The organism is Caulobacter sp. LjRoot300 (assembly GCF_964253875.1).
GTDB lineage: Bacteria > Pseudomonadota > Alphaproteobacteria > Caulobacterales > Caulobacteraceae > Caulobacter.
Map to the genome: position 1 here is coordinate 632,700 of NZ_CAXUSA020000002.1, position 26,466 is coordinate 659,165.

A 26,466-nucleotide genomic window follows, 5' to 3' on the forward strand; every position below is an offset into this window, starting at 1 on the left:
CGCCGGAAAATGGTCGCGCCGCGGCCTTTCGCTCGTCGCAAGGGCAGGGCAAAGGTTGAGGCCTAGGAGATCGCATGACCACCACGACGCCGACCCGCCGCCTGATCCTCGCCACCGCTGGCTTCGGCCTGGCCGCCGCCCTGTCGGGCCAGGCCCTGGCCGCGTCCCGGCCCGCCGCCGCGCCGCTGACGCCCGAGGAGCAGGCCCAGGTCGACAAGGCTGCCGCCTATATCCAGACCCTGGGCTCGGCCAAGGGCCGCTTCGTCCAGACCGACGCCCGCGGCGCCCAGACCCAGGGGACCTTCTACCTGCAGCGCCCCGGCAAGGCCCGGTTCGCCTATGACGGTCCGGGCGGCCTGCTGGTGGTCAGCAACGGTAGCGCCGTCAACATCTTCAACAGCCGGCTGAAGACCTTCGAGAGCTATCCGCTCAGCCGCACGCCGCTGAACCTGCTGCTGGCCCGCGAGGTGCGGCTGGACCGCGGCGTGGTCATCACCGGCGTGCGCAAGCTGGCCGACGGCTTCACGATCACCGCCGTCGACGCCAAGCGCCAGACCCTGGGCCGCATCGCCCTGAACTTCAGCAACACGCCGGCCCTGACCGGCTGGACCGTCACCGACACGAAAGGCGGGGAGACGCGCGTGCGGCTGGTCGATTTCGAGAACACCGCCGGCCTGGACCCGAAACTGTTCGTCCTTACCGATTCGCGCCGCCGGGTCGGCAAGCCGTAGTTGCATAAAGCGCCGCCGACGCAGTCGAAATGCGACAATTTCACAACATGCAAGATGTTAACGCGATTGTTCTTGACTTAGATTCTCGCCGTGGCAGATTTGACACGCATGGCGATGAGCGCCCGACCCGCTCTTCGCAACCGTGCCGGACCTATCCCCTCCCGGCGGCGGCATGAGAGACCCGACTTTCGCCCAGGCGCTCAGCGTCTGGGCGTTTTTCGTTGTGGTCCGGCGGTCCCCGGCCCTAGAGGAAGGTCATGCGCCTCCGTATCGCCACCTGGAACGTCAATTCCGTCCGCCTGCGCGCCGAGCAGGCCGCCCGCTTCGTCGACGAGCAGGCCCCCGACGTGCTCTGCCTGCAGGAGATCAAGTGCCAGGAGGGCGAGTTCCCCCGCGAGGCCTTCGTCGCCATGGGCCTGCCGCACATCAAGATCATGGGCCAGAAGGGCTGGCACGGGGTGGCCATCGCCTCGCGCCTGCCGTTCGAGGACGTGCCCACGCTGATGAACTGCCGCGAGGGCCATGCCCGCTGCGTCGCGGTCAAGGTGGCCGGCGTCGACATCCAGAACTTCTACATCCCGGCGGGCGGCGACACGCCCGACCGCATCGGCAACCCGAAGTTCGACCACAAGCTCGACTTCTATGAGACCCTCACCGCCGCCCTGAAGAAGCGTGATCCCAAGGCGCCGCTGATCGTCACCGGCGACCTGAACATCGCGCCCGGCGAAAACGACGTCTGGAGTCACCGCCAGATGCTGAAGGTTGTCAGCCACACGCCGGCCGAGCTCGAAGCCTTCGACGCGATGATCAAGTCGATGGACCTGCTGGACCTGCCGCGCCTGGCGACCCCGGAGCCGGAGAAGCTGTTCAGCTGGTGGAGCTACCGCGCCGCCGACTTCCGCAAGTCCAACCGCGGCCTGCGCCTGGACCACATCCTGGCCAGCCCCGGCCTGCGCGACGCGGCGATCGTCGACGGCAAGGTCTCGTCCAAGGTCCACGACACGGTGCGCGAATGGGAACGGCCAAGCGACCATGCGCCGGTGACGGCCGATCTGTTGGTCTAGGCCGACTCGGGACGGACGCTTCAGTCCAGATAGCCGAGGCTCAGCGACGTGCGATCCTCCTTGCCGAAGTAGAAGATCAAGGCCCGCTGCTTCGGGGCGGTGACCACCAGCGCCGGATTTCCCGCCGCGACATCGAACGGCCGGCCGCAGGTCGGCTTCACCCGGTAATCCGGACACCGCACGTCGTCGCCGCGCCGGCTTTCCAGACGCATTCCTTTCGTGGATTCGTCCAGGTGCACGGCCATCGGCGTCAAGAGCCGGCCGCCGCCCAGGTCTACCCTCAGCACCAGCGACTCCTGCCCTAGATCGGCGACGAGTTGCGCTCTGTCGACGCGGCCGTCGCCGTCGAAGTCGGCGGCGACCTCGCTGACGACGTTGGGCGAGGCCCGGAAATCGGGCAAGGGCGCCGCCCCGGCGGGGAAGCCGCTCAAGGTCAGGACGAAAAGAAGCGGCGCCCAGCCCGGCCGCCTAGAACGGCGTGAAGTCATAGCCCATTCCCGAAAGCGTGGTCTGATTAGGTACCGCGAAATAGGCGTAGTCGGCCAAGCCCATCGCGAAGGTGTTGGCGTCGGCCTCGGCCGTGGCCGAACCCGCCCAGCCGCTGTCGGCGGCGACAGCGTGGCCGATCTCGTGGAACAGCAGGAAGTTCATCCCCGACGCCCCCAGATTCTGCATGGCCGCGGCGCTGGCATGGTCGACATCGATATAGACCACATACTGCACGCCCCCGCTCGAGTCCGTGTATTTCGTGGTCTTCGCCGAGACCTCCTGACCCTGGAACACGACGGGATCGGTCTGGAAGACGAAGGTGGTCTTGTTCAGGACGTCCAGCAGCTTGGTCTCCGCCACGTCCTTGGTTCCGGCGCCGTCGATCGTCGTCTTGCTGCCGAACTGCGTGTTGAAAAACAGGCCCTTCAGCGCCTGCTGCCCCTGGTCGTACCAGGCCTTCTGCTTGGGATCGTCGAGGTTCAGGCCCGAGCCGGTCTTGACGCGAGCGGCGGCGTAGGTGGTCGCCGCCGGCTCTAGGGTCACCGGCGGAGGACCGCCGGGCGAACCGGGAGGCGGCGGGCCGCCGCCCGGGGACGGCGTATAGCCGGGCACTTCCGGCGACGGCTGGTAGGGGGGATTACCGATGACAACGATCTCTTCGACTTCGTCAGACATGTTTCACTCCCGCAATTTATACGTGCAAGGTACCGGCTCCATTTGAGATTGTGGAAGTGGAATCGCACGCACCCCGTGAATTTGGTCGAACAGACGTACGTTCGTTATGGGGATGCGGGGGCGCGCACTCTCGGCAACGGCTGGTGGTTTCGCACCGAGCGCCGGGTGAGCGCGTGTTCCCAAAGTCGAATGCTGAAGGTGAGCACACGCAAGAGCGTGTCCCCAGGCGGTTATGCTCGGCGTTGAGCAAGCGAACCCCAGAAAAATCAACGCTCTGAACTTTCTCGACCCGTTTTGATCCTCACCCTCCCAGACCGCCCTTATCCTGACCCCACCTCGTCGCGTGGAAAGGGCGCATGGCCAGCGACCGATGCGGCGGCGGGGGGGCGATCGAGCGGGACTGGGCTGGAGGGGGTTACTCCAGCGTGTCCGGGGAGCCTGGCGTTGCAGGCCCCGCCCGCCGTCGGCGTCGACCGGGGACAAAGCGCGAGTATGCCCATAGGCCCGCGCCCCCGGCGTCCGGTTTCTCCCGAAAGGGATCGAGACCGGGTCCGGCTAAGCCTCAACAGGGCTGCCCACCGGACGCTGGCGGAAAACGACCGCGCGGAGCGAGCGGCTTCGTCGAAACGGTATTTATCAAAGCACTCCGGACGATGTCCGGCGCTCCGCGTCCCTTTCCGATAGCTCAGCGAGAGATCGCGTGAGGACGAGAGATCGTGCCGGTGAACACTTGCCCCCACCTGACCGCTTCGCGGTCTGTCGCGGCGGGGGGGGGGGGGCGGAGCCTTCGCACCGGAGCGCTCTTCCCCTCCGGGGGAAGACGACCGCGAAGCGATCCGTGGGGGGCAAGTGATGGAGGCGCAAACGCGACCGAACTCAGCCTTCCGCGACCACCACGCCCACGCCGAACTGGATCCAGACGGCCTTGTCCTTGAGGTTCTTGCGCACGAACGCGGTGTGGATCTGGCGTTCTTCCTCGGTCGAGCGCGGGGCCAAGGGCCGGGGGCGGGCGCCGTACGAACCTTGGCGGGCGGCGGAGATGGCGTTGACGGCGACCACCGCCGTCAGCTCCAGCGCCCGCTCCTTGCCGCCCTGCAGCTCCAGATAGACCTCGGCCAGCAGGTGGGCGTCGATCAGGGCCCCGTGCTTGTCGCGGCTGTCGAGGCTGATCTTGAAGCGTTTGCACAGCGCGTCGAGCGAGTTGTACATACCCGGAAAGCGCTTCTTGGCCATGGCCAGGGTGTCGACCCAGCGGCTTTCCGGCAGCGGGCCGCGATTGCACTTCTCCAGCTCGAAATTGACGAAGCTGCGGTCGAAGGCGGCGTTGTGGGCGATCACCGGGCTGTCGCCGACGAACTCCAGGAAGCGGTCGGCGATCTCGTGGAACTTGGGCTTGCCGGTCAGGAACTCCGACGACAGGCCGTGCACCTTCTGGGCCTCGGCCGGCATGTCGCGCAGGGGATCGCAATATTCGTGGAACGACCGGCCCGTGGGCATGAAGTCGACCACCTCGATGCAGCCGATTTCGACCAGGCGGTCGCCGGTCTTGGGGTCGAAACCGGTGGTTTCGGTATCGAGGATGATTTCCCGCGCCATCGGCTTTCAATGACCCTGTTCGTCGCCGCCTTCAAGCGCGGCCGGGGCTCGCAGGCGAGTCAGGATGTCGCGGACCTGGTCGCGAGCGGCGTCCAGACCCTGGCCGGTGTCGATGACGAAGTCGGCCCGGGCGCGCTTCTCGGCGTCCGGCGTCTGGCGGGCCAGGATGGCCTCGAACTTGGCCGGATCCATGCCTGGCCGCGCCAGCACCCGCTGGCGCTGCAGGTCGGCGGGGGCGGAGACGACGACCACCTCGTCCACCTTCCTCTCGCCGCCGGTCTCATAGAGCAGGGGGATGTCGAGCACGACGATGTCGGCCCCCTGGGCCCGGGCGTCCTCGAAGAAGCCGATCCGGTGGGCGCCGACCAGCGGGTGGACGATCGATTCCAGCACCGCCAAGGCTTCGGAATTTCCCATCACCGCCGCGCTGAGCCGGGCGCGGTCGATGGCCCCGTCGACCACCACGCCGGGAAAGGCCGCCTCTACCGGGGCGACCGCCGCTCCGCCGCTGGCGTAGAGCGCATGCACCGCCGCGTCGGAATCATAGACCGGCACGCCCTCGTCGACGAACATCTGGGCCGTCGTCGACTTGCCCATGCCGATCGAACCGGTCAGGCCGACGACGATCATCGGGCCGCCTCGCTCAGTTGGGCCAGGGCCAAGGCCCGAACGTCGACCCCGGCCGGCGGCGCGACGCCGAAGAAGGCCTCGAAACTGGGAACCGCCTGGCGCAGCAGCATCTCCAGCCCGTCCACGGTGCGGCGACCGGCCGCCTCGGCCCGGCGCAGGAACTCGGTACGCAGCGGCTTGTACACCATGTCGACCACCACGGCGGTTTGCGGCGTCAGCTCCAGGCGGGCGGCGGGACCGGCGCCGCCGCCCAGCCCTAGCGAGGTGGCGTTGATCACCAGGCCGGCCTGGGTCAGCAGGGCGTCGAGCTCATTGTCCGACGCGGCCTCGACCACGCCGCCGATCGAGCGGGCGATAGCCTCGGCCCGCGCGAAGGTGCGGTTGACGAGGCTGACGCGGGGCGCGCCGGCCAGGGCCAGGGCGGCGGCCGCGCCCCGGGCCGCGCCGCCGGCTCCCAGGATCACCGCCGGCGAGGCGGCCAGGTCGAAGCCCGGCGCCTGGACGGCGACGGCGTCCAGCAGGCCCGGGCCGTCGGTATTGTCGGCGGTGATCGTCCCGTCGGCCTCGAACACCAGCAGGTTGGCGGCGCCGGCCAGCTTGGCCAGGTCGCTGCAGCGGTCGGCGCAGGCCAGGGCCTGCTCCTTGAAAGGAATGGTGACGTTGAGGCCGCGGATCGCCCCGCCGCGCAGGCCCTCGACGAAGGTCTCGAAATTGTCCTCGCCCGGGGCGAACGGCACGTACGCGGCGTTCAGCCCGGCCGCGGCGATCCAGGCGTTGTGGATCACCGGGCTCATCGAATGGCGGATCGGCTGGCCGCACACGCCCGCCACAATGGCCGCACCCGTCACGCTCATGTCTCGAGGGCTCCATGCAGACGCAGGAAATCGAACAGGCCGACGACCGGCAGGCCCAGGATGGCGAAATAGTCGCCGTCGATGCGGTCGAACATCTGCACGCCCTCGCCCTCGAGGAAGTAGCAGCCGACCGAGGACAGGACGTCGGGGGCGTTGCGCGCCAGATAACCGTCCAGCCAGGCGTCGCTGAAGTTGCGGACCGACAGTTTCGTGGTCTCGACCACCCGCCAGATCGGTTGGCCGTCGCGGGCCACGACCACGGCCGAGTGCAGCTTGTGGACCTTGCCGCGCAGCTGGAGCAGCCGCTCGCGGGCGGCCTCGACCGTATCGACCTTGTCGAACAGCACGCCGTCCAGGTCCAGGGTCTGGTCCGAGCCGATCACCAGGCCCGGACGCTTGGTCGAGACCTTGAACGCCTTCAGCTCGGCCAGGGCGTCGGCGACCTCGCGCGGCGAGGCGCCCTCGGCCAGCAGGCCGGCCTTGGCGGCGTCCTCGTCAACGCCCGAGCCGACCGCCTCGAAAGTCACGCCGGCGTGGCGCAGGATCGCCTGGCGGGCCGCGCTCCTGGACGCCAGGGTGACGGGGGTGCGGAGTGAGGCGGTCATCCCAGCACCTCGACCTGGCCGCGGCCGCCCGACAGCAGGTTGATGATCGCCGCCGCCGTCTCCTCGACCGACCGGCGGGTGACGTCGATGATCGGCCAGCCCTGGCGCTCGAACAGCCGGCGGGCGGCGATGATCTCCTGCCGCACGGCGTCAGTGTCGATATAGTCGCTCTCTCGGCTTTCCTTCAGCGACAGCAGGCGGTTGCGGCGGATCTGGATCAGCCGCTCGGGCGAGGTCATCAGGCCGACGATCAGGGTGTTCTTCAGGGTGAACAGCTCGTCGGGCGGCGGGCGGCCCGGCACCAGCGGCACGTTGGCGGCCCGAACGCCGCGGTGGGCCAGATAGATGCAGGTCGGGGTCTTGGAGGTGCGCGACACCCCCACCAGGATGACGTCGGCCTGGGTCAGGTCCTGGCCGCCCTGGCCGTCGTCATGGGCGATGGCGTAGTCCAGCGCCTCGATGCGGTCGAAATAGTCGTTGTTCAGGGCGTGCTGAGCCCCGACCCGGGTCGAGATCCGCGCGCCCAGATAGCGCGACATGGCGCTGACCACCGGGTCGAGGGCGGCGATGCAGGGCATCTCCAGCCGCCGACAACCTTCCTCCAGCGCCGTGCGCAGGTTGGGGTCGATGATCGTGTGCATGACCACGCCCGGCGCCCCGGCGATCTCCTCCAGAGCTCGGTCCAGCTGGCGCGTGGACCGCACCAGGGCGTAGATGTGTTCGATCGGCAGGATGTCGGTGAACCGGGCGCAAACCGCCCGGGCCATGGCGTTCAGGGTCTCACCCGTGGAGTCCGACACCAGATGGATGTGGAAGTAGGTCGCGAAGCGCGGCGCGGTCCTTTCACCCTCGAGGGCGCCAGCTTCCTGTGGATCATCCGTTAACGGTTGCTTAACCACTGGCCTGGCCCCTGGGGATGAGCGGGGGTGAATCCCGGCTCGTTACGGTGCGTCGAACTGCCCCTGTGTTAAACGGTCGCGTTGATCGCGGACAATCCCCAGTCTCGGATCGTCTTCACAGCCCGTGCGAATTCGATTCCCCCAGACCGGGGATGAGCGAACGCTCATGGTTACGGCGCGGTTCACCATCTTAACGTTTCATTAGGAATTTCGAAGCTCTAGCGGGCTATCCCCAAAGTTCACAGGCTCGCGCCCACATGTGGACCGAGCTTGGATGGTTCTGTGACGGGCAGGTGACAGGCAGCGTCGCAAACGGGTTTTCCCCGTTAGGCACTTGCTCACCATCTCCTACAATCTTCCTTAAAATCTTCTTAAAGAATGAAGGAAGAAGGGAAGAAGGCCTCCGGGGCGATACGGGCTTGAGCCCACGGCCCTGACGGGATTTAAGGCCAGCATGACCTTGCTCGAAAAGCCCAAGCTCCTTTCCGTCCTGGACGGCCATACGGCCGAACACCCGCCCGTCTGGTTCATGCGCCAGGCCGGTCGGTACCTGCCGGAGTATCGGGCGGTCCGGGCGACCGAGCCGACCTTCATCGATTTCTGCCTGAACCCGGAAAAGGCCGCCGAGGTGACCCTGCAGCCGATGCGGCGGTTCTCCTACGACGCGGCCATCGTCTTCGCCGACATCCTGCTGATCCCCCAGGCCCTGGGCCAGAAGGTGTGGTTCGAGGCGGGCGAGGGCCCCAAGCTGGGCGAGTTGCCGTCGATCGAGTCGATGCGCGAGCTGACCGGCCAGGCCGGCCAGGCGCTGGGCGCGGTGGGCGAGACGCTGAGCCGCGTTCGCTCGGCCCTGGAACCCGAGCGGACCCTGATCGGTTTCGCCGGCGCGCCGTGGACCGTGGCGACCTACATGATCGAGGGCGGCTCCAGCGACCGCTCCGGCGCGCGCACCTTCGCCTACCAGAACGCCGACAAGCTGGACGCCTTGATCCAGGTGCTGGTCGACGCGACGATCGACTACCTGGCCATGCAGGCGGCGTCCGGCGCCCAGGTGTTGAAGCTGTTCGAGAGCTGGGCCGAGGGCTTGTCCGAGCCGCTGTTCGAGCGCCTGGTGACTCGGCCGCATACCGCCATCGTCGAGGGCCTGCGGGCCCGGGGCGTGACGACGCCCGTGATCGGCTTCCCCCGCGGGGCCGGAACCCTGGTCGAGACCTATGCCAGGGTCGCGCCCGTTCAGGGCGTGGCGCTGGACACCCAGGCCTCGGCCGCGCTGGGCCAGGCGATCCAGAAGACCAAGGCCATCCAGGGCGCGCTCGACCCGCTGCTGCTGCGGGCCGGCGGCGACGCCCTGCTGGCGCGGGTCGACCAACTGCTGGAACAGTGGGGGCAGGGACCCTACATCTTCAACCTGGGTCACGGCATCCTGCCCGACACGCCGATCGCCCATGTCGAGGCGGTGCTGGCGCGGGTCACCGGCAAGTGACCAGCCTGACGGGAAAGAGGCGCAAGATCGCCGTCGTCCTGTTCAATCTGGGCGGCCCGGACGGTCCGGGCGCGGTGCGCCCGTTCCTGTTCAACCTGTTCCGCGATCCGGCGATCATCGGCCTGCCGGCCTTACTGCGCTACCCGCTCGCCGCCCTGATCGCCGGGACCCGCGCCAAGCTGGCCAAGGAAAACTACGCCCTGATGGGCGGCGGCTCGCCCTTGCTGCCCGAGACGGAGAAGCAGGCCAAGGTGCTGGAGGCGGACCTGGTCGCGCGTTTCCCCGACGCCGAGGCCCGCTGCTTTATCGCCATGCGCTACTGGAAGCCGCTGACCGACCAGACCGCCAGGGCCGTGAAGGCCTTCGCGCCGGACGAGGTGGTGCTGCTGCCGCTCTATCCGCAATATTCGACGACCACGACGGGGTCTTCGCTGAAGGCCTGGCGGCAGGCCTACCGCGACGGTCCGGGCCGGGTCTCGACGGTCTGCTGCTATCCGGTGGACGAGGATCTGGTTCAGGCTCATGCCGACCTGATCAAGGCGGCCTACGGGAAGGCCGGACGACCCGGTCCGGCGCGCCTGCTGTTCTCGGCCCACGGCCTGCCGGAAAAGGTGATCATGGCCGGCGATCCCTACCAGGAGCAGGTCGAGGCCACGGCCGCGGCGGTGGCCGCTCGGCTCGGAGAGGGCTGGGACTGGCGGGTGACCTACCAGAGCCGCGTCGGGCCGATGAAATGGATCGGTCCCTCGACGGAGGACGAGATCCGCGCCGCCAGCCAGCAGGGTCTGGCCCTGGTCGTGACCCCGATCGCCTTCGTCTCCGAGCACATCGAGACCCTGGTCGAGCTGGACCACGAGTATCGCGAGGTCGCGGCCAAGGCGGGCTGCCCGGCCTATGTCCGTGTCCCGGCCCTGGGCGTCGCGCCCGATTTCATCCGGGGCCTGGGCCGCGCCGTTCAGGCGGCGGTCGGCGCCCGGGATCGGCTGGTCACGACCTGCGCCTGGCGCTGCGACACTGACCGCACGCAATGTCCGAACACGCAGGGAGCTTGCGCATGATGGATTTCCTGGCCGGTCACTTCGACCTGATCCGCGGCCTGCACATCATCTTCGTCATGGCCTGGATCGCCGGCATGCTGATCCTGCCGCGACTGTTCGTCTATCACATGAAGACCGAGCCCGGCTCGGAGATGGACGCGGTGCTCAAGCTGGCCGAGCTGCGGACGCTGCGGATCATCATCAATCCGGCGATGATCCTGGCCCTGCTGATGGGGCTGCTGCTGGCGATGATCGACACCCAGCGCCTGGGTCACGACTTCTATCTGAAGCCCTGGGCCCTGACCAAGATCGCCGCCCTGGTCTTCTTGTTCGCCTGGCACGGCTTCGTCTCCAAGGCCCGCCGCCAGTTCGCCGCCGGGACCAACACCCGGTCGGAGAAGTTCTGGCGGATGACCAACGAGCTGCCGTTCCTGGCGGCCATCGTCATCGTGCTGTCGGTGACGACCAAGTTCCTGGGCCATTAGGCCGGCCTCGTCGCCAGCGGCTTCGCTTGACCGGCGGGGCCGCTTGTGGTTCCCATCCGGGAGACATGTCGCCTCGCGGCCTGTTCCCGCCTCTACGGACCGGCGCTCGTCCTGACGCGCCCCCGGAGCTGTCGCTTCGAAGGTCTGTCCCCCGATCGATACGCGCCGTCGTCATGGCGCGACCCGCTCGCCGCCTCACCGCGACGAGTCCGTTCTAGAACCAAGGCCCGGCTCGCATCTTCGCGGGCCGAGCGACGTTGAGTGTCACTATGACCGACCAAACCGAAAACCAACCTGGCCTCGAGCTGGAACCCGTCGTCGACACGACGGTCGAGGCCGCCGAGACCCCGTCCGCCAATGGTGATGACGGCGACGACGACTCCGAGATCAGCGCCGCCGTCGCGGCCATGGGCCTGAAGACCATGTCCCTGCAGGAGCTGAAGGAGAAGTCCCCGGCCGACCTGCTGGCCTTCGCCGAGACCTTCGAGGTCGAGAACGCCAACTCCATGCGCAAGCAGGACATGATGTTCGCGATCCTGAAGACCCTCGCCGAAGAAGGCGTGGAGATCTCGGGCTCGGGCACCATGGAAGTGGTGCAGGACGGCTTCGGCTTCCTGCGCTCGCCGGAGGCCAACTATCTTCCGGGCCCGGACGATATCTACGTGTCGCCCTCGCAGATCCGCAAGTTCGGCCTGCGCACCGGCGACACCATCGAGGGCGCCATCCGCTCGCCGCGCGAGGGTGAACGCTACTTCGCCCTGACCGGCGTCTCGAAGATCAATTTCGAAAGCCCGGACAACGTCAAGCACAAGGTCCACTTCGACAACCTGACGCCGCTCTATCCTGAAGAGCGCCTGCACATGGAACTGCCCGATCCGACCATCAAGGACCGCTCGGGCCGGGTCATCGACATCGTCGCGCCGCTGGGCAAGGGCCAGCGCTGCCTGATCGTCGCCCCGCCGCGCGTCGGCAAGACGGTGATGCTGCAGAACATCGCCAAGTCGATCGAGACCAACCACCCCGAATGCTACCTGATCGTCCTGCTGATCGACGAGCGTCCGGAAGAAGTCACCGACATGCAGCGCACGGTGAAGGGCGAGGTCATCGCCTCGACCTTCGACGAGCCGGCGACCCGCCACGTGCAAGTGGCCGAGATGGTCATCGAGAAGGCCAAGCGCCTGGTCGAGCACAAGCGCGACGTGGTCATCCTGCTGGACTCGGTCACCCGCCTGGGCCGCGCCTACAACACCACCGTCCCGTCGTCGGGCAAGGTGCTGACCGGCGGCGTCGACGCCAACGCCCTGCAGCGCCCCAAGCGCTTCTTCGGCGCGGCGCGCAACGTGGAGGAGGGCGGTTCGCTGTCGATCATCGCCACCGCCCTGATCGACACCGGCAGCCGCATGGACGAAGTGATCTTCGAAGAGTTCAAGGGCACCGGCAACTCGGAAATCGTGCTGGACCGCAAGGTCGCCGACAAGCGCATCTTCCCGGCCATCGACGTGCTGAAGTCCGGCACTCGCAAGGAAGAGCTGATCACCCCGCGCGACCAGCTGCAGAAGACCTACGTCCTGCGACGCATCCTCAACCCGATGGGCGCTTCGGACGCCATCGAGTTCCTGCTGGAGAAGATGCGCCAGTCGAAGACCAATGGCGATTTCTTCCAGAGCATGAACACTTAAGCTTGGTGTTTCACGTGAAACACGAGGGGCGGCTGGAGCGATCCAGCCGCCCTTTGTTTTTTTGGCTCCTCCCCCTGTGGGGGAGGCGGCCGAAGGCCGGTGGGGGGAGGTTTGGGGTCGTGGATCGTAGGCTTGGCCGTCGTCCTATCACTCCCCCCTCCGTCGGCTTCTCCGACACCTCCCCCACAGGGGGAGGATCTGGACACAGGGCTTTGTCGCCTTTCGGGATCGCCCGAAAGGAGGGAGTGGGGAGGCACGGAGCGGTCCGGGCCTGGCCCGGATGACCGTGGGTTTGGAGTGTGCGTTTCGGCTAGACCTGACCGCTCCGCGAAACCGTTTGTCTCGAGGGACGGCGACTGAGGGCCTATTTCATCCCGATCGACGTTTCCCCTCGGGCGGGCAGGATCAAAGTCGCCCGGAAGGGGCCGTCGGCGACTCCGACTGATCCTCGAACAGGCCGGTTTGAACTCCCGGCCCCGTCGACCCGCCTGTCCCGCCATCGCCCCCGCCGGGCCTTGGAGCCTTCTGAGCCCCGCCGCCCGCCGCGATCCGATCGCCAGGCCCAGGCGGCCCCGCTCGGTTCCATCCCCATCGCCTGCTTGGGCCGGTACCAAGAGCCCTCCCCCCCGATGGAGACGAGATCAGTATGGAACGGGTTTGAGGTCCGAGGACTTGTGACGCTGATTATTTTTCAGAGCATTGGAAAGACTGGGGTTCTTTGCGTCGCCGGCGGGGATAGAGCGCCGTCTATCCTCGTGAAACGCGTCGCTATCGGACGTTCGCCTCTGCGCCCTGGAACCCCTCTCTCTTTGAGAGAGGGAGGGGCCCGCCGCGAAGCGGTGGGAGGGTGAGAGGTTTCACTGCTGGCCGGCGCGCCGGCAGGGCGTTGGTGTGAATCTGCGAGGGTGTAACCCCTCACCCTCCCACGCCTACGGCGCGGGCCCCTCCCTCTCCCTCTGGGAGAGGGCGAAGTTTAGGAGCGCCGTACCTCCGGACCTACGGAACCAACAGCGTCGCCCCGGTGGTCCGCCGTCCCTCCAGCGCCTCGTGCGCCGCTCGGGCCTGGGACAGGGGGAAGGTCTGTCCAACCTCGATTTTCACCGCGCCCGACGCCAGCACCGCGAACAGGGCCGCGGCGCTGTCGTCCAGTTCGGCTGTCGTGGCGATGTAGTCGAACAGGCGCGGCCGGGTCAGGAACAGCGACTTGGCGCCCAGCTCCAGCGGCGCGATCGCCGGCGCCGGGCCCGAGGCGTTGCCGAAGGTCGCCAGTACGCCGCGCCGGCCCAGGCTCTTGAGGCTGGCCTCGAAGGTGTCCTTGCCGACCCCGTCATAGACCACGGCCACGCCCTGACCGCCGGTGATCTCCGCGACCTTGGCCGCGACGTCCTCCTGGCCATAGAGGATGACATGGTCGGCGCCATGGCCGCGGGCGAGGGCGGCTTTCGCCTCCGAGCCGACCGTGGCGATCACGGTCGCGCTCAGGGCCTTGGCCCACTGGACCAGGATCGACCCGACGCCGCCGGCCGCCGCGTGAACCAGGACGGTCTGACCGGGTTCGACCCTGTGGCAGCGGCGGACCAGGAACTCGGCGGTCATGCCCTTGAGCAGGACGGCCGCTGCGGTCTCCAGGCTGACCCCGTCGGGAACCCTGACCGCCCGGTCGGCCGGAACCACGGCGGCCTGGGCATAGGCGCCAAGCGTGCCGTTATAGGCGATGCGGTCCCCGGCCTTGAAGCGGGTGACGCCGTCGCCCAGCGCCTCGACGACACCGGCGGCTTCCAGGCCAAGGACCGCCGGCATCTTCATCGGATAGAGGCCGCTGCGGTGGTAGGTGTCGATGAAGTTCAGGCCCACGGCCTGGTGGCGGACCAGGACCTGGCCCGGGCCTGGCGTGGGCACGGGGATGTCGATGGTCTCCAGCACCTCGGGGCCGCCGGCGCGGACGGCTTGTATGGCCAGCATGACGGTCAGCCCAGGTTGGACTTGAAGAAGGCCAGGCTGCGGGCGTTGGCCGTACCGGCGTCCGCCGCGTCGTAGTGCGCCCCGCCGATCCGGGCGAAGGCATGGTCGCGACCGGGATAGGTGTGGATCTCGATCTGCGGATGATCCTTCAGCGCGTCGAGGATCAGCTTCTGGGCCTCCTTGGGCACGAACTGGTCCTCCTCGGCGATGTGCATCAGCAGGGGACGGGCCAGCTTCTCGGCCTCGGCCAGGTGTTTCTCGGTCCCAACGCCATAGTAGGAGACGGTGGCGTCGGCGTCCGTGCGGGTGGCGGTCAGGAAAGCCAGTAGGCCGCCCAGGCAATAGCCGACCGCCCCGACCTTGCCGTTGACGCCGGGCAGCTCGCGAACGGCGGCGATGGTCGCGGCGATGTCCGAAACGCCGGCGTCGACGTCGAAGGCGTTATAGAGCTCGAACGCCCGCTTCCATTCGGCGTCGCTCTGGTCGGTGATGTCGATGCCCGGCTCGATGCGCCAGAACAGGTCGGGGCAGACCGCGACGAAGCCCTGGGCGGCCAGGTCGTCGCAGATGTCGCGCATCACCTTGTTGACGCCGAAGATCTCCTGGATGACGACGATGGCCGGGGCGGAGGTCGCCGAGGGCCGCGCCACGTAGGCGGAGAAGGCCCCATCGGGCGTGGTGATCGTGAGGGTCTCGGACATGGGGCTCTCCGTATCGCTGGCGGATCTTTTGGCGTCGATGGGACTTTCGACCGAAGCGCTCTAACCTGCGCCGACGCGGTCAGGGCATAACAATATCGTGCCTCCGCGGCAGGGAACCCTAGATCATGAAGATGACCATTGAGATCGACTGCACGCCGGTGGAGGCTCGCGCCTTCCTGGGCCTGCCCGATGTGAGCGCCCTGAACGAGCATTTGGTCAAGGAAATGCAGGATCGCATGACCTCGAACATGGCCATGCTGGCGCCCGAGGAGCTGATGAAGAACTGGATGGCGTTCGGGGCCGGGGCCCAGGACCAGTTTCGCAAGCTGATGACAGCCGCCGCCGGGGCGGCGGTCGGCGGCATGGGCGGCAAGACCGAATGAACGACACGATCTACGCGCCGGCCACGGGTGCGGGCAGGGCGGCGGTGGCGGTGGTCCGCATCTCCGGGCCGCGCTCGGCCGACGCCGTAAGGGCTCTGGCCGGCGACTTGCCCAAGCCGCGCCGCGCCGCGCTGCGCCAACTTGTTCAAGGCGGGGTCGCCCTGGACGACGCACTGGTGCTGTGGTTCGAGGGGCCGGCCAGCTATACCGGCGAGGACGCCGCGGAGTTTCACGTGCACGGTGGCAGGGCCGTGGTCGAGGCGCTGCTCGAAGCGCTAGCCGCCGAGGGCCTGCGCCTGGCCGAGCCCGGCGAGTTCACGCGGCGCGCCTTCGAGAACGGCAAGCTTGACCTGACCCAGGCCGAGGGCGTGGCCGACCTGATTGACGCCGAGACAGAGGCCCAGCGCCGCCAGGCCCTGGGCCAGCTGGGCGGGGCGCTGAGCCAGCGCTACGACGCCTGGCGCGAGCTTCTGGTTCAGGCCTTGGCCATGCTGGAGGCGGCGGTCGACTTTCCGGACGAGGAACTGCCGGAAGACGTCGCGGCGCGGGCGCGGCCGGGACTGGCGGTCCTGGAGGCCGAGATCGCCGCCGCCCTGGTCGACGCCTCGCGCGGCCGCCGCGTGCGGGATGGCTTCCGCGTCGCCCTGGTCGGAGCCCCCAACGCCGGCAAGAGCACGTTACTGAACGCCCTGGCCGAGCGCGACGCGGCGATCGTCACGTCGACACCCGGCACCACCCGCGACGTCATCGAGGTTCCTCTGACCCTTGGCGGCTACAAGGTCCTGCTCGCCGATACGGCGGGCTTGCGCGAGACCGAGGACGCCATCGAGGCCGAGGGCGTCCGCCGGGCGCGCGCCTGGGCGGCGGAGGCGGACCTGCGGCTGTGGGTGATCGACGCGGCGATGTTCCACGTGAAACAAGACAACGAACTGTCGGCGCTGCAATCCGGCGACTGGGCGGTGGTCAACAAGATCGACCTGGTCGATGCCTATCGGCTGGAGGAATTGCGCGAGGTTCTTGCGGCCCAGGGCCTGAAGGTGGTCGAACTGGCCGCCCGCAAGCCGGGCGGGGCGGAAGAGGCGAGGGCGGCTTTGACGTCCCACGTGGAGGAGGCCCTGTCCGGGGCCGAATTCCCGGCGGCGACGCGGATTCGCCACGCGGAAAGCCTCGTGGAGGCCCGGTCCTATATTCAGCGGACCCTTTCGGACGTCGGACTGGAGGTCGAGCTGGCCGCCGAGGACGTTCGGCTCGCCGCCCGGACCTTGTCGCGGATCACCGGGCGGATCGACCCAGAGGATGTGTTGGATCGCGTGTTTTCAAGCTTCTGTATCGGCAAGTGATGTTTCACGTGAAACACCGGCTTGAAACATCCACAGGCTGACCACAGATGTCTGGTCGCTGTTTCACGTGAAACACGCCAGACCGACTCGCCGATCGGTGGGGTTCCACGTATAAGGTCGATCACGCCCCCGCCGCGACGGGGGCGTTCGCATTGAGGCGCGTCTTGTCCAACACCTGGGATGTCATTGTCATCGGCGGCGGTCACGCCGGCTGCGAGGCGGCGGCCGCGTCGGCGCGCACGGGCGCGCGCACCCTGCTGCTGACCCACAAGCGCGAAACCGTGGGCGAGATGTCGTGCAACCCGGCTATCGGCGGCCTGGGCAAGGGCCATCTGGTCCGCGAGATCGACGCCCTGGACGGCCTGATGGGCCGGATCGGCGACAAGGCCGGCATTCAGTATCGGCTGCTGAACCGCTCGAAGGGCCCGGCCGTGCGCGGTCCGCGCTCGCAGATCGACCGCAAGCTCTATCGTCAGGCCATGCAGGCCGAGCTGTTCGCCTATCCGAACCTCGACGTGATCGCCGCCGCGGCCGAAGACCTGGTCGTCGAGGACGGCGCCGTGGCCGGCGTGGTCGACGGGGAGGGCGGCGTCTACCGCGCTTCACGTGTGGTGCTGACCACCGGAACCTTCCTGAAGGGCGTGATCCACCAGGGCGAGACCCGGATTCCGGCCGGCCGGGTCGGCGACGCGCCGTCGATCGGCCTGTCGGACCGCCTCTACGCCCTGGGCTTCGACATGGGCCGCCTGAAGACCGGCACCCCCGCGCGACTGGACGGCCGGACCATCGCCTGGGAGCGCCTGGAAATGCAGGCCGCTGACGCCCAACCCGAGCCGTTCTCGTTCCTGACCTCGCACGTGGACGTGCCGCAGATCCAGTGCGGCATCACCTATACGACGGCCGAGACCCACAGGATCATCGCCGAGCGCCTGGACGAGTCGGCGGTCTATGGCGGCCGCGCCACCGGGATCGGCCCGCGCTACTGCCCGTCGATCGAGGACAAGGTCGTCCGCTTCGCCGACAAGACCAGCCACCAGGTGTTCCTGGAGCCCGAGGGCCTGGACGACGACACGGTCTATCCGAACGGCGTCTCGACCTCGGTCTCGGCCGAGACCCAGCTGCTGTTCCTGCGCACCATGCCGGGCCTGGAGGCCGTCGAGGTCATCCGGTACGGCTATGCGATCGAGTATGACTATGTCGACCCGCGCGAGCTCTACCCAACGCTGGAGACCAAGCGTCTGCCCGGGCTCTACCTGGCCGGCCAGATCAACGGCACGACGGGCTATGAGGAGGCCGGGGCCCAGGGGCTGATGGCGGGGCTCAACGCCGCGCTGGCGGCGCAGGGCAGGGAGCCCGCCGTCCTGGCCCGCGACGAGGCCTATATCGGGGTGATGATCGACGACCTGGTCACCCGGGGCGTCACCGAGCCCTATCGGATGTTCACCAGCCGGGCCGAGTTCCGCCTGATCCTGCGGGCCGACAACGCCGACCAGCGCCTGACCGACAAGGGCCTTGCCCTGGGCGTGGTCGGCGCGGTGCGCGCGCAAGCCTGGGCCGCCAAGAAGGCCGAGCTGAAGGCCGTCCGCGCCTTCGCCCGCTCGGTCACCCTGACCCCGGCCGAGGCCAATCGGGCCGGGTTCAAGGTCAATCACGACGGCCAGCGGCGTGACGTCCTGGCCATGCTGGCCCTGCCGGACGTCAGCCTCGACCGGCTGGCCGCGGTATGGCCAGAGATCTCCACGTGGAGCGCCATGGCCCGCGAGCAGATCGAGATCGAGGCGGCCTATGCCGGCTATCTCGACCGCCAGCGCAACGACGCCGAAGCCTTCCGCAAGGAAGAAGACCTGCGCCTGCCGGCCGACTTGGACTACGGCCTGGTCGGCAGCCTGTCCAACGAGGTGCGCGAGAAGCTGGCGCGGGTGAAGCCGCTGACCCTGGGCCAGGCGGCGCGGATCGAGGGCGTCACGCCCGGCGCCCTGACGGCGCTGCTGGCCCACGTCCGCCGCGCGAAGGCCGCCTGATGTCGACCAGCGCCGCGCCCCTGGTCGTCGAGGCGCTCGACCCGGTCGACGCCGCCGCCTTCCAGCGGCTGACCGGCTGTTCGGACGCGCAGCTGGCCGACCTGACGCGGTTCCAGGCCCTGCTGGCCGAGTGGAACGCGGTGATGAACCTGGTGGGCCCGGCGACGATCGCGCCCTACTGGAACCGCCACGCCTGGGACAGCGCCCAGCTGCTTCGGCTGGCGCCCGACGCCAGGACCTGGGCCGACCTGGGGGCCGGCGCCGGCCTGCCGGGCGTGGTGCTGGCCATCCTGCTGAAGGACACGCCCGGAGCCAAGGTCCATCTGGTCGAGAGCATGGCCAAGCGCTGTCGCTTCCTTCGGGCCGCGGCGGACGAGCTGGGCCTGCCCGTCGAGATCCACAACGCCCGCGCCGAGGACCTGGACCTGAAGGTCGACGTGGTCACCGCCCGGGCCTGCGCGCCGATGGTCAGACTGCTGGGTTACGCCCAGCCCTACCTGAAGCGCGGCGCGGTCGCCTGGTTCCTGAAGGGACAAGATGTCGCTTCTGAACTGGCCGAGGCCGCTACCCATTGGAAATTCGAGTCCGACCTGCGGCCATCCCTGAGCGACCCGCGAGGCCAGATCGTGCAAGTGAAGGGGCTTAAGAGTGTCCGTAAAGTCTGACCAACCGCTGCGCGTCCTGGCCATCGCCAACCAGAAGGGCGGGGTCGGTAAGACCACGACGGCGATCAACCTGGGCACGGCCCTGGCGGCCTGCGGCGAACGTGTGCTGCTGATCGACGCCGACCCGCAAGGCAACTGCTCGACCGGTCTGGGCATCACCCGGATGCAGCGCAAGACCACGCTCTATGACGTGCTGATGGGCGAGAAGCCGGTGGTCGACGCCGCGGTTCGCACAGAGCTTCCCGGCCTGGACGTGATCCCCGCCGACGCCGACCTGTCGGGCGTGGAGATCGAGCTGGGCCAGCAGGCGCGGCGGTCCTACCGCCTGCGCGACGCCCTGGAGCCGCTGCGCACGAGCGGGGAATATAGTTATGTGCTGATCGACTGCCCGCCGTCGCTGAACGTCTTGACCGTCAACGCCATGACCGCCGCCGACGCGGTGTTCGTGCCGCTGCAGTGCGAGTTCTTCGCCCTGGAAGGCCTGACCCAGCTGATGCGGACCATCGAGCGGGTACGCGGCAGCCTCAATCCCAAGCTGGAGATCCAGGGCGTGGTGCTGACCATGTACGATCGTCGCAACAGCCTGTCGGACCAGGTGGCGCGGGATGTCCGGCAACACTTCGGCGACAAGGTGTACGACGCGGTCATACCCCGCAACGTCCGGGTGTCGGAGGCCCCGTCCTTCGGTAAGCCCGTGCTGCTCTACGACCTCAAATGCGCCGGCAGCCAGGCCTATCTGCGGCTGGCGCGCGAGGTCATCAGCCGCGAGAAGTCGCGGCTGTCCCAGGCGGCCTGATCGCCGCCTGAGGAAAACCCTACAAGTCATTGTCGAAGTTGAGTGTTGAGTGCGTGAAGGAGTCGGTCGTGGCAGGAGAGCCGGGGATGTCTGAAGGTCGTCGTGGTTTGGGTCGCGGCCTTTCCGCCTTGCTTGGCGAGGTCGAATCCGCCCCCGCCCAGGCGCCCGGTGACGCCACCGGCGGCTCGCGGGAAGCCCCGATTGAGCTGATCCGCCGTAATCCCGATCAGCCGCGCCGGACCTTCCGCGAGGAAGACCTGGTAGAACTTTCGGACTCGATCCGCGAGAAAGGCGTGCTGCAGCCGATCCTGGTCCGCCCCGCGCCGGGCGCGGCGGGCGAGTACCAGATCGTCGCCGGCGAGCGCCGGTGGCGGGCGGCCCAGCGCGCCGGCCTCAAGACCCTGCCGATCATGGTCCGCGAGCTGGACGACCTGGCGGTGCTGGAAATCGGCATCATCGAGAACGTCCAGCGCGCCGACCTGAACGCGATCGAAGAAGCGTTCAGCTACAAGGTGCTGATCGAGAAGTTCGGCCAGACCCAGGAAGTGATCGCCCAGACCGTGGGCAAGAGCCGCAGCCACGTGGCCAACACCCTGCGGCTGCTGTCGCTGCCGGACTCGGTGCAGGGCTACGTGGCCTCGGGCGAGATGACGGCCGGCCACGCCCGGGCGATCGCCACGGCGCCTGATCCGGCGGTCCTGGCGCGCGAAGTCATCGCCAAGGGCCTGTCGGTGCGCGACACCGAAGCCCTGGCTCGCCGGACGCCGAACGCGGCCGGCGAGGTGCGAGCCCGGTCGAGCGGCGGTCGGCCGCCGAAGTCCAAGGACACCGACACCCAGTCGCTGGAAGCCGACCTGTCGTCGCTGCTCGGCCTGGACGTCGAGATCGACGATCGCGGCGGGGCCGGCGCCCTGACCATCCGCTACGCCACGCTCGAGCAACTCGACGACCTGTGCAACCGCCTGACGCGGGGCGGCTGAGGCGCCGAAACGGGGTCCTCTGTGGCGCATAGAATCCGGCCTGGCCGTGGCGCTGTCCGTCCGATGTTCGACAGAGCGCCGCCGCGGATCGACGATTTTACCTCAAGTTCTTGATATCTAGGTAGAAATCGCGTTTCCGAGCTCGGATTCGAATGACTTCGAAGATCGCGATTTCCACAGGAAATATCGGAGCCGGCCGCTACGCGCTTTGACAGGGTTCGCGACTCACGATCGCGAACCCTTAGCCGATCTAATCGCTCGAACCCAGCCATCGTCGAACCGTTCCCAGGATCACAGCGCCGATGGTCTTCGGGGGAGCGGGTCGGCTTGCCGCCACCGCCGGCGGCCGGACCGTCGTTCCGGCCCTGACGCCCGGGATCTCCGGGGCGATGTCGAGGGCGTGACCGAACGATCCCGCCGCCTCGAACACGCCCTTCACCCGGAAGGCCTTCAGGTCGGCGAGGTCGTGAGCGTCACGCGGCAGAAAGGGGGCGCCCAGGTCCTCGAACAGATGGACGTCGCCCTGCAGCGCGCCGCACTCCGAGCAATGGTTCGCCCAGTAGGAGTCGCGAGTCGCCTGGTTGAACGCTCGCCGATAGCGCGGCGCCCGCATGATCGCCTGAGCGGCGATCGGGGAGGGCAGGGCGTCGATGTGGAAGGCGAAGCACCAGCTCTCGCCGCCGCCCCATCGGCCCTGGCCGTCGAGGTCGTCTTCCCAGACGCTGAAGTCCTCGAAGCCGGGGGCCATCAGGAAGCCGGCGACGGTGGTGGTCTGCTCGCAGCTCCAGCACCGCCGAGGCGCGGTGACCACATAGGTTTCCGCCGACCGCAGGTTCGATCCAGGAAGGCTGGAGGTCTGCTCGGGAAGCCAGCGCCGAAAAGGCTGGAGATCAAGGCCGTCCGGAACATACCAGCAGCGCCGCGAGGGCTCCCAGAGCGCGCCCAGCGCCTCGGCTTGGTCCCTCTCCGCGTAGGGCACGTTAAGGTCCATGACGCCTCGTACTGGCTCTTCAACGCCTAAGATAGACGAAGCGCGTCAATTCCAAAGCTTGGCCTTGCGTTAGAGTCCCAGCCGCCGCGCCTTGCCGGCGATCTGCAGCGCCAGGCGCTCGGAGATCAGTTGGTCCGGCGAGCCGGAGGTCTTGCAGGCCTTGTCAGCCGCCAGCACCTCGGCCTGGACCAGGAGCAGCTGGTCGAGGGTCCAGGCCCGGGCCTGGCGCAGGAACTCGCGCTCGCTCTTCCAGAACACGCCCGAGGCCTTGGCCGCCGCCGCCAGGTCGACGCCGTTCTTGTGCAGGGTCAGGGTGCGGCGCAGGCGGCCCAGGTGATAGCCCATGGCCCGCACGGCCGCCGGGCCGCCTTCGCCCTCGGCGGCGGCGCGGCGCAGGCCGGCCTGGGCGGGGCCCACACGGCCTCCGAACGCGTCGATCGCGGCGTCGCCCAGGGAAGCCTCCGGTTCGACCCCCAGGAAGTCCGTCAGGTCGGCCGGCGTCGCCACCACGCCGCTGCCGGGGCCCAGAAAGAGGGCCAGGCGCTCGACCTCCGCCCGGGCCACGCCGCGCTCCTTGGGCAGGCGCGAGACGAACAGGTCCAGGGCCTCGCCGTTCAGGCTGACCTTGTCCTTGGCCAGGGTTTCGCGGGCCAGGCGGGCCAGGTCGCCGGCCTCGTCCTCGTAGCAGGGGATGACCGCCGCGCCGGCGGCCTTCTCGGCCGCCTTGCGCAGGGCGGAGTCGCGGCCCAGGGCGCCGGCCTCGATCAGGAAGAAGGCGTCGGGGTTCAGTTGGCCCTCGACGTGCCGGACCAGGGCCTCGGCGGCCTGCTTGTCGGGGCCGCCCTTCTCACCGGTCAGGCGCAGGCGCACCAGGCGTCGGCCGCCCATCATCGACAGGGCCGAGAGCTCGTCCTCGAGCTTGCCGGCCTGGCTGTCCAGGTCGCTTTCGGTCAGCTGGGCGGTGTCGAACGGATCGTCGGGGCGCGCGAACAGCTTGTTGGCCAGCTGGTCGGCCCGGTCGCGCACCACGCCGCGGTCGCGGCCATAGATGACCACGGCGCGGATGTCGGCGGCCGGGTCCCGCAGGAAACGTTCGATATCCGGTCGTTTCGACAGGATCATGGCCAGCCTATTCGAGCGACGTGGACGCCAATGCGCGTGAGAAGGACGCGCGAGAACAAGGCCGGGCCCCTACGCCTTGGCCTTACCGGCCAGCCAGGCGGCCAACTCGAGCTGGATGCGGCGGGCCAGCTCGGTGGCGGCGCGTTCCTGGCTGTCCTGCTGGGCGGCGATCGAGGCGTAGGGCTGGTCGGCCGAGTCATAGGTCACCGCAGCGCTGGTGGATCCTGCCCGCACCTGCTGGCCGCTCTTGATGTCCAGGAGTCGCCATTTGGCCGTCAGGTTCAGCTCGTAGCGGTTGGCGACGTTGTCGACGCGAACGCCGCGCGCATAGCGGCGCTCCTCGATCGTGTAGACCAGCCGGTGGGACGGCAGCCGGTTGACGTCGCGCGCGAAGGCGTCGTCGAGCTTCTCGCGCAGCAGGTAGCCGGCGCGACCGTCGGCCGCCACCACCTCGATGGTGCTGAGCCCCTTGGTGACCGACTGGTCGCCGTACAGGGGCGTGAAGCCGCAGGACGACAGGGCCAGGGCCGCCACGGCCAGGAGGACGGCGGGAAGGGTCTTGGAGAGCGGAAAGCGCTTCATGGATCAGCCGGCCACGATGTTGACGATACGGTCTTTCACCACGATCACCTTGCGAACGGTCAAGCCCTCAAGGTGGGCCAGGACGGCGGCGTCCGCCAGTGCGATTTTCTCGACATCGACCTCGGCAGTGCCGGCCTTGACCTTGATCTCGCCGCGCCGCTTGCCGTTGATCTGGATCGGCAGCACCCGCTCCTCGTCGGCCGCCAGCAGCGGGTCGGCCTTGGGCCAGGGAGCGTCGACGACCATGCCGGTCTTGCCCAGCCGCGCCCAGGCCTCCTCGGCCAGGTGGGGGGTGAAGGGCGAGATCAGGCGGGCCAGGATCTCCAGCGCCTCGGCGCGGGCGGCCAGGACGCCCTGGGAGGCGTTCTCGGCCGGCGCGGCCTTCAGCATGTTCAGGAATTCGTACAGGCGCGCCACGCCGCTGTTGAAGCGGAAGCCCTCGATCGAGTCGGTGACGAAGCCGATCAGGCGATGGGCGCCCTTGCGCAGGGCCAGCGCCGCGGCGTCGGCGTCGTCATGGGCGAAGTCGCCGGCGGGCTGGCTGTCGAACTCGTTCCAGACCCGGTGGGTGAAGCGCCAGGAGCCTTCGACGCCGCTGTTGGTCCACTGCACGTCGCGCTCGGGCGGGCTGTCGCTCATCACGAACAGGCGGGCGGCGTCGACGCCATAGGCCTCGAAGATGTCCTCGGGAGCGACGACGTTCTTCTTGGACTTCGACATCTTCTCGATGTCGCCGATGACGATCGGCTCGCCGGTCGCCGCATGGCTGGCGCTGCGGGTATTGCCCTCGACCGTGATGCGGATGTCCGACGGTTCGACCCACTCGCCGGCGACGTTCTTGTAGGCCTCGTGGGTGACCATGCCCTGGGTGAACAGGCCGGCGAACGGCTCCTCCACCGAGACCAGGCCCTCGTCCTTCAGGGCGCGGGTGATGAAGCGGGCGTACAGCAGGTGCAGCACCGCGTGCTCGACGCCGCCGATATACTGGTCGACCGGCATCCAGTGGTCGGCGGCGGCCTTGCTGATCGGCTCGGCGGCGGTCGGGTCGGTGAAGCGGGCGAAGTACCAGGAGCTGTCGACGAAGGTGTCCAGCGTGTCGGTCTCACGCTCGGCCTTGCCGCCGCAGCTGGGGCAGGTGGTGTGGCGCCAGGTCGGATGGCGCAGCAGCGGGTTGCCCGGCTTGTCGAAGCTGACGTCGTCGGGCAGCACCACGGGCAGCTGGTCTTCGGGCACGCCGATCGGGCCGCAGGCCTCGCAGTGGATCACCGGGATCGGGCAGCCCCAGTAGCGCTGGCGGCTGACGCCCCAGTCGCGCAGGCGATAGACGGTGGCGCCCTGGCCCTGGTTCATGGCCTCGATGCGGTTCACCGCCTCGGTCTTGGCCGCCTCGATGTCCAGGCCGTCCAGGAATTGCGAGTTGAAGATCGACCCGGGGCCGACATAGGCCTCCTTGCCGACCTGGAAGGTCGCCGGGTCCTCGCCCGGCGGCAGCACCACCGGCAGGACGGGCAGGTCGTACTTGCGGGCGAAGTCCAGGTCGCGCTGGTCGTGGGCCGGGCAGGCGAAGATCGCGCCCGTGCCGTAGTCCATCAGGATGAAGTTGGCGATCCACACCGGCAGGGTCTGGGTCGGGTCCAACGGGTGGACGACGCGCAGGCCCGTGTCGCGGCCCAGCTTCTCGGCGCCCTCGATGTCGGCCTCGGAGGTGCCGCCCTTGCGGCATTCGGCGACGAAGGCGGCCACGGCGGGGTCGGCCGCCGCCAGTTGCTCGGCCAGGGGGTGCTCGGGGGCGATGCCGACGAAACTGGCGCCGAACAGGGTGTCGGGGCGGGTGGTGTAGACTTCCAGGCCGTCCTCATGGCCGGCGGGGGCGTCACCGTCGAACTTGAACGTGAAGCGCAGGCCCTTGGACCGGCCGATCCAGTTCTCCTGCATGATCCGGACCTTCTCGGGCCAGCGGTCCAGGGTCTTCAGGCCATCGATCAGGGCGTCAGCATAGTCGGTGATGCGCAGGAACCACTGGGTCAGCTTTCGCTTCTCCACGGTCGCGCCCGAGCGCCAGCCCTTGCCATCGATCACCTGCTCGTTGGCCAGCACGGTCATGTCGACCGGGTCCCAGTTGACCGAAGCCTCCTTGCGATAGACCAGGCCGCGCTTCAGCAGACGCAGGAACCAGGCCTGCTGTTGGCCGTAATAGGCCGGGTCGCAGGTGGCGAACTCGCGCGACCAGTCGACCGACAGGCCCAGGGCCTTCAGCTGCTCGCGCATGGCGGCGATGTTGTCGTAGGTCCAGCCCTTGGGGTGGACGCCGCGCTCCATGGCGGCGTTCTCGGCCGGCATGCCGAAGGCGTCCCAGCCCATCGGGTGCAGCACGTTGAAGCCCTGGGCGCGCTTGTAGCGGGCGACGACGTCGCCCATGGCGTAGTTGCGCACATGGCCCATGTGGATGCGGCCCGACGGATAGGGGAACATCTCGAGCACATAGTACTTCGGGCGACCGTCCGGCTGGATCGGCGTCAGGAAGGTGTCGGCGTTCGCCCAGGCGGCGCGCCACTTGGGCTCGGTGTCTTTGGGGTTGTAGCGGGCCATGAAACCAGATCGTTGGTACGGGGCGTCCAGGACGCGCTCCGCGGAAGTCATAAGCGGTTTCGGCCTGGGCGCGCTTCTATAAAGTGCGGACGGGAGCCGTTTGTCGC

General features: G+C 68.4%; 25 protein-coding genes. 12 read left to right on the plus strand and 13 right to left on the minus strand.

Annotation, left to right across the window (positions count from 1 at the left end; all coding sequences use genetic code 11):
• The first annotated feature begins 74 nt into the window (after positions 1-74).
• Entirely contained in the window at positions 75-731 is a 657-nt protein-coding gene (locus ACSQ2G_RS08290) for an outer-membrane lipoprotein carrier protein LolA (RefSeq protein ID WP_436029876.1), read from the plus strand.
• A 257-nt stretch (positions 732-988) separates the two neighbouring features.
• Complete coding sequence (locus tag ACSQ2G_RS08295) at positions 989-1,795, plus strand: exodeoxyribonuclease III (protein WP_436029878.1); 807 nt, start codon at positions 989-991, stop codon at positions 1,793-1,795.
• A gap of 20 nt (positions 1,796-1,815) precedes the next feature.
• Here the strand turns inward: ACSQ2G_RS08295 and ACSQ2G_RS08300 are convergent, their stop codons facing one another.
• The 7 genes from ACSQ2G_RS08300 to ACSQ2G_RS08330 form a co-directional block, all read right to left on the minus strand.
• The gene (locus tag ACSQ2G_RS08300) at positions 1,816-2,196 is read right to left on the minus strand and encodes a hypothetical protein (RefSeq protein WP_436029880.1); all 381 of its coding nucleotides are present in this window, start codon (positions 2,194-2,196) and stop codon (positions 1,816-1,818) included.
• 67 nt (positions 2,197-2,263) lie between these two features.
• Complete coding sequence (locus ACSQ2G_RS08305) at positions 2,264-2,959, minus strand: hypothetical protein (RefSeq protein ID WP_436029882.1); 696 nt, start codon at positions 2,957-2,959, stop codon at positions 2,264-2,266.
• Between the two features lie 876 nt (positions 2,960-3,835).
• Positions 3,836-4,555, minus strand: coding sequence for a DNA polymerase III subunit epsilon (gene dnaQ, locus ACSQ2G_RS08310; RefSeq protein WP_436029884.1), 720 nt, complete (start codon positions 4,553-4,555; stop codon positions 3,836-3,838).
• A 6-nt stretch (positions 4,556-4,561) separates the two neighbouring features.
• A complete protein-coding gene (gene coaE / locus ACSQ2G_RS08315; protein ID WP_436029886.1) occupies positions 4,562-5,185 on the minus strand; it encodes a dephospho-CoA kinase in 624 nt (207 codons plus the stop codon).
• Positions 5,182-6,039 (minus strand): shikimate dehydrogenase, encoded by an 858-nt coding sequence (aroE, locus tag ACSQ2G_RS08320; protein WP_436029888.1) that lies wholly within the window; start codon positions 6,037-6,039, stop codon positions 5,182-5,184. The genes coaE and aroE overlap by 4 nt, the downstream gene beginning before the upstream one ends.
• Positions 6,036-6,644, minus strand: a complete 609-nt coding sequence (locus ACSQ2G_RS08325) for a Maf family protein (protein ID WP_436029890.1) — start codon at positions 6,642-6,644, stop codon at positions 6,036-6,038. The genes aroE and ACSQ2G_RS08325 overlap by 4 nt, the downstream gene beginning before the upstream one ends.
• Positions 6,641-7,543: a pyruvate, water dikinase regulatory protein gene (locus tag ACSQ2G_RS08330; protein WP_436029892.1), complete on the minus strand. Its 903-nt coding sequence runs from the start codon at positions 7,541-7,543 to the stop codon at positions 6,641-6,643. Before ACSQ2G_RS08330 ends, ACSQ2G_RS08325 begins: the two co-directional genes overlap by 4 nt.
• Before the next feature lie 454 nt (positions 7,544-7,997).
• Between ACSQ2G_RS08330 and hemE the strand changes: the two genes are divergently transcribed.
• From hemE to rho, 4 genes are all read left to right on the plus strand, one after another.
• Positions 7,998-9,026 carry a uroporphyrinogen decarboxylase gene (gene hemE / locus ACSQ2G_RS08335; protein ID WP_436029894.1) on the plus strand — a complete coding sequence of 343 codons (1,029 nt, stop codon included), beginning with the start codon at positions 7,998-8,000 and terminating at the stop codon, positions 9,024-9,026.
• A gap of 5 nt (positions 9,027-9,031) precedes the next feature.
• On the plus strand, positions 9,032-10,084 hold the full coding sequence (gene hemH, locus ACSQ2G_RS08340) for a ferrochelatase (RefSeq protein WP_436030551.1): 1,053 nt from the start codon (positions 9,032-9,034) through the stop codon (positions 10,082-10,084).
• Positions 10,081-10,548 (plus strand): CopD family protein, encoded by a 468-nt coding sequence (locus ACSQ2G_RS08345; protein WP_436029896.1) that lies wholly within the window; start codon positions 10,081-10,083, stop codon positions 10,546-10,548. Before hemH ends, ACSQ2G_RS08345 begins: the two co-directional genes overlap by 4 nt.
• Positions 10,549-10,817: 269 nt before the next feature.
• Entirely contained in the window at positions 10,818-12,227 is a 1,410-nt protein-coding gene (gene rho / locus ACSQ2G_RS08350) for a transcription termination factor Rho (protein ID WP_436029897.1), read from the plus strand.
• A 996-nt stretch (positions 12,228-13,223) separates the two neighbouring features.
• Here rho and ACSQ2G_RS08355 read toward each other — a convergent pair.
• Together ACSQ2G_RS08355 and ACSQ2G_RS08360 are read right to left on the minus strand one after the other, a co-directional pair.
• Positions 13,224-14,189 carry a quinone oxidoreductase family protein gene (locus ACSQ2G_RS08355; RefSeq protein WP_436029899.1) on the minus strand — a complete coding sequence of 322 codons (966 nt, stop codon included), beginning with the start codon at positions 14,187-14,189 and terminating at the stop codon, positions 13,224-13,226.
• Between the two features lie 5 nt (positions 14,190-14,194).
• Positions 14,195-14,890: a dienelactone hydrolase family protein gene (locus tag ACSQ2G_RS08360; RefSeq protein ID WP_436029900.1), complete on the minus strand. Its 696-nt coding sequence runs from the start codon at positions 14,888-14,890 to the stop codon at positions 14,195-14,197.
• 125 nt (positions 14,891-15,015) lie between these two features.
• On the opposite strand from ACSQ2G_RS08360, the gene ACSQ2G_RS08365 reads away from it, so the two are divergent.
• The 6 genes from ACSQ2G_RS08365 to ACSQ2G_RS08390 all read left to right on the plus strand — a co-directional run bounded on the left by ACSQ2G_RS08365 (position 15,016) and on the right by ACSQ2G_RS08390 (position 21,075).
• Entirely contained in the window at positions 15,016-15,273 is a 258-nt protein-coding gene (locus ACSQ2G_RS08365) for a DUF6489 family protein (protein ID WP_310080496.1), read from the plus strand.
• Positions 15,270-16,613, plus strand: coding sequence for a tRNA uridine-5-carboxymethylaminomethyl(34) synthesis GTPase MnmE (gene mnmE, locus ACSQ2G_RS08370; RefSeq protein ID WP_436029902.1), 1,344 nt, complete (start codon positions 15,270-15,272; stop codon positions 16,611-16,613). The genes ACSQ2G_RS08365 and mnmE overlap by 4 nt, the downstream gene beginning before the upstream one ends.
• A gap of 164 nt (positions 16,614-16,777) precedes the next feature.
• The gene (mnmG, locus tag ACSQ2G_RS08375) at positions 16,778-18,634 is read left to right on the plus strand and encodes a tRNA uridine-5-carboxymethylaminomethyl(34) synthesis enzyme MnmG (protein WP_436029904.1); all 1,857 of its coding nucleotides are present in this window, start codon (positions 16,778-16,780) and stop codon (positions 18,632-18,634) included.
• A complete protein-coding gene (gene rsmG, locus ACSQ2G_RS08380; RefSeq protein WP_436029906.1) occupies positions 18,634-19,299 on the plus strand; it encodes a 16S rRNA (guanine(527)-N(7))-methyltransferase RsmG in 666 nt (221 codons plus the stop codon). Before mnmG ends, rsmG begins: the two co-directional genes overlap by 1 nt.
• Positions 19,283-20,095, plus strand: coding sequence for a ParA family protein (locus tag ACSQ2G_RS08385; protein WP_310080491.1), 813 nt, complete (start codon positions 19,283-19,285; stop codon positions 20,093-20,095). Before rsmG ends, ACSQ2G_RS08385 begins: the two co-directional genes overlap by 17 nt.
• An 86-nt stretch (positions 20,096-20,181) precedes the next feature.
• Positions 20,182-21,075 carry a ParB/RepB/Spo0J family partition protein gene (locus tag ACSQ2G_RS08390; protein WP_436029909.1) on the plus strand — a complete coding sequence of 298 codons (894 nt, stop codon included), beginning with the start codon at positions 20,182-20,184 and terminating at the stop codon, positions 21,073-21,075.
• A gap of 250 nt (positions 21,076-21,325) precedes the next feature.
• On the opposite strand, the gene ACSQ2G_RS08395 is transcribed toward ACSQ2G_RS08390, so the two are convergent.
• The 4 genes from ACSQ2G_RS08395 to leuS form a co-directional block, all read right to left on the minus strand.
• Positions 21,326-22,066, minus strand: coding sequence for a DUF5710 domain-containing protein (locus tag ACSQ2G_RS08395; RefSeq protein WP_436029911.1), 741 nt, complete (start codon positions 22,064-22,066; stop codon positions 21,326-21,328).
• Between the two features lie 69 nt (positions 22,067-22,135).
• The gene (holA, locus tag ACSQ2G_RS08400) at positions 22,136-23,188 is read right to left on the minus strand and encodes a DNA polymerase III subunit delta (protein ID WP_436029913.1); all 1,053 of its coding nucleotides are present in this window, start codon (positions 23,186-23,188) and stop codon (positions 22,136-22,138) included.
• A 69-nt stretch (positions 23,189-23,257) separates the two neighbouring features.
• Positions 23,258-23,770 carry an LPS assembly lipoprotein LptE gene (gene lptE / locus ACSQ2G_RS08405; RefSeq protein WP_436029914.1) on the minus strand — a complete coding sequence of 171 codons (513 nt, stop codon included), beginning with the start codon at positions 23,768-23,770 and terminating at the stop codon, positions 23,258-23,260.
• Between the two features lie 3 nt (positions 23,771-23,773).
• Entirely contained in the window at positions 23,774-26,359 is a 2,586-nt protein-coding gene (leuS, locus tag ACSQ2G_RS08410) for a leucine--tRNA ligase (protein ID WP_436029916.1), read from the minus strand.
• Positions 26,360-26,466: the final 107 nt, after the last annotated feature.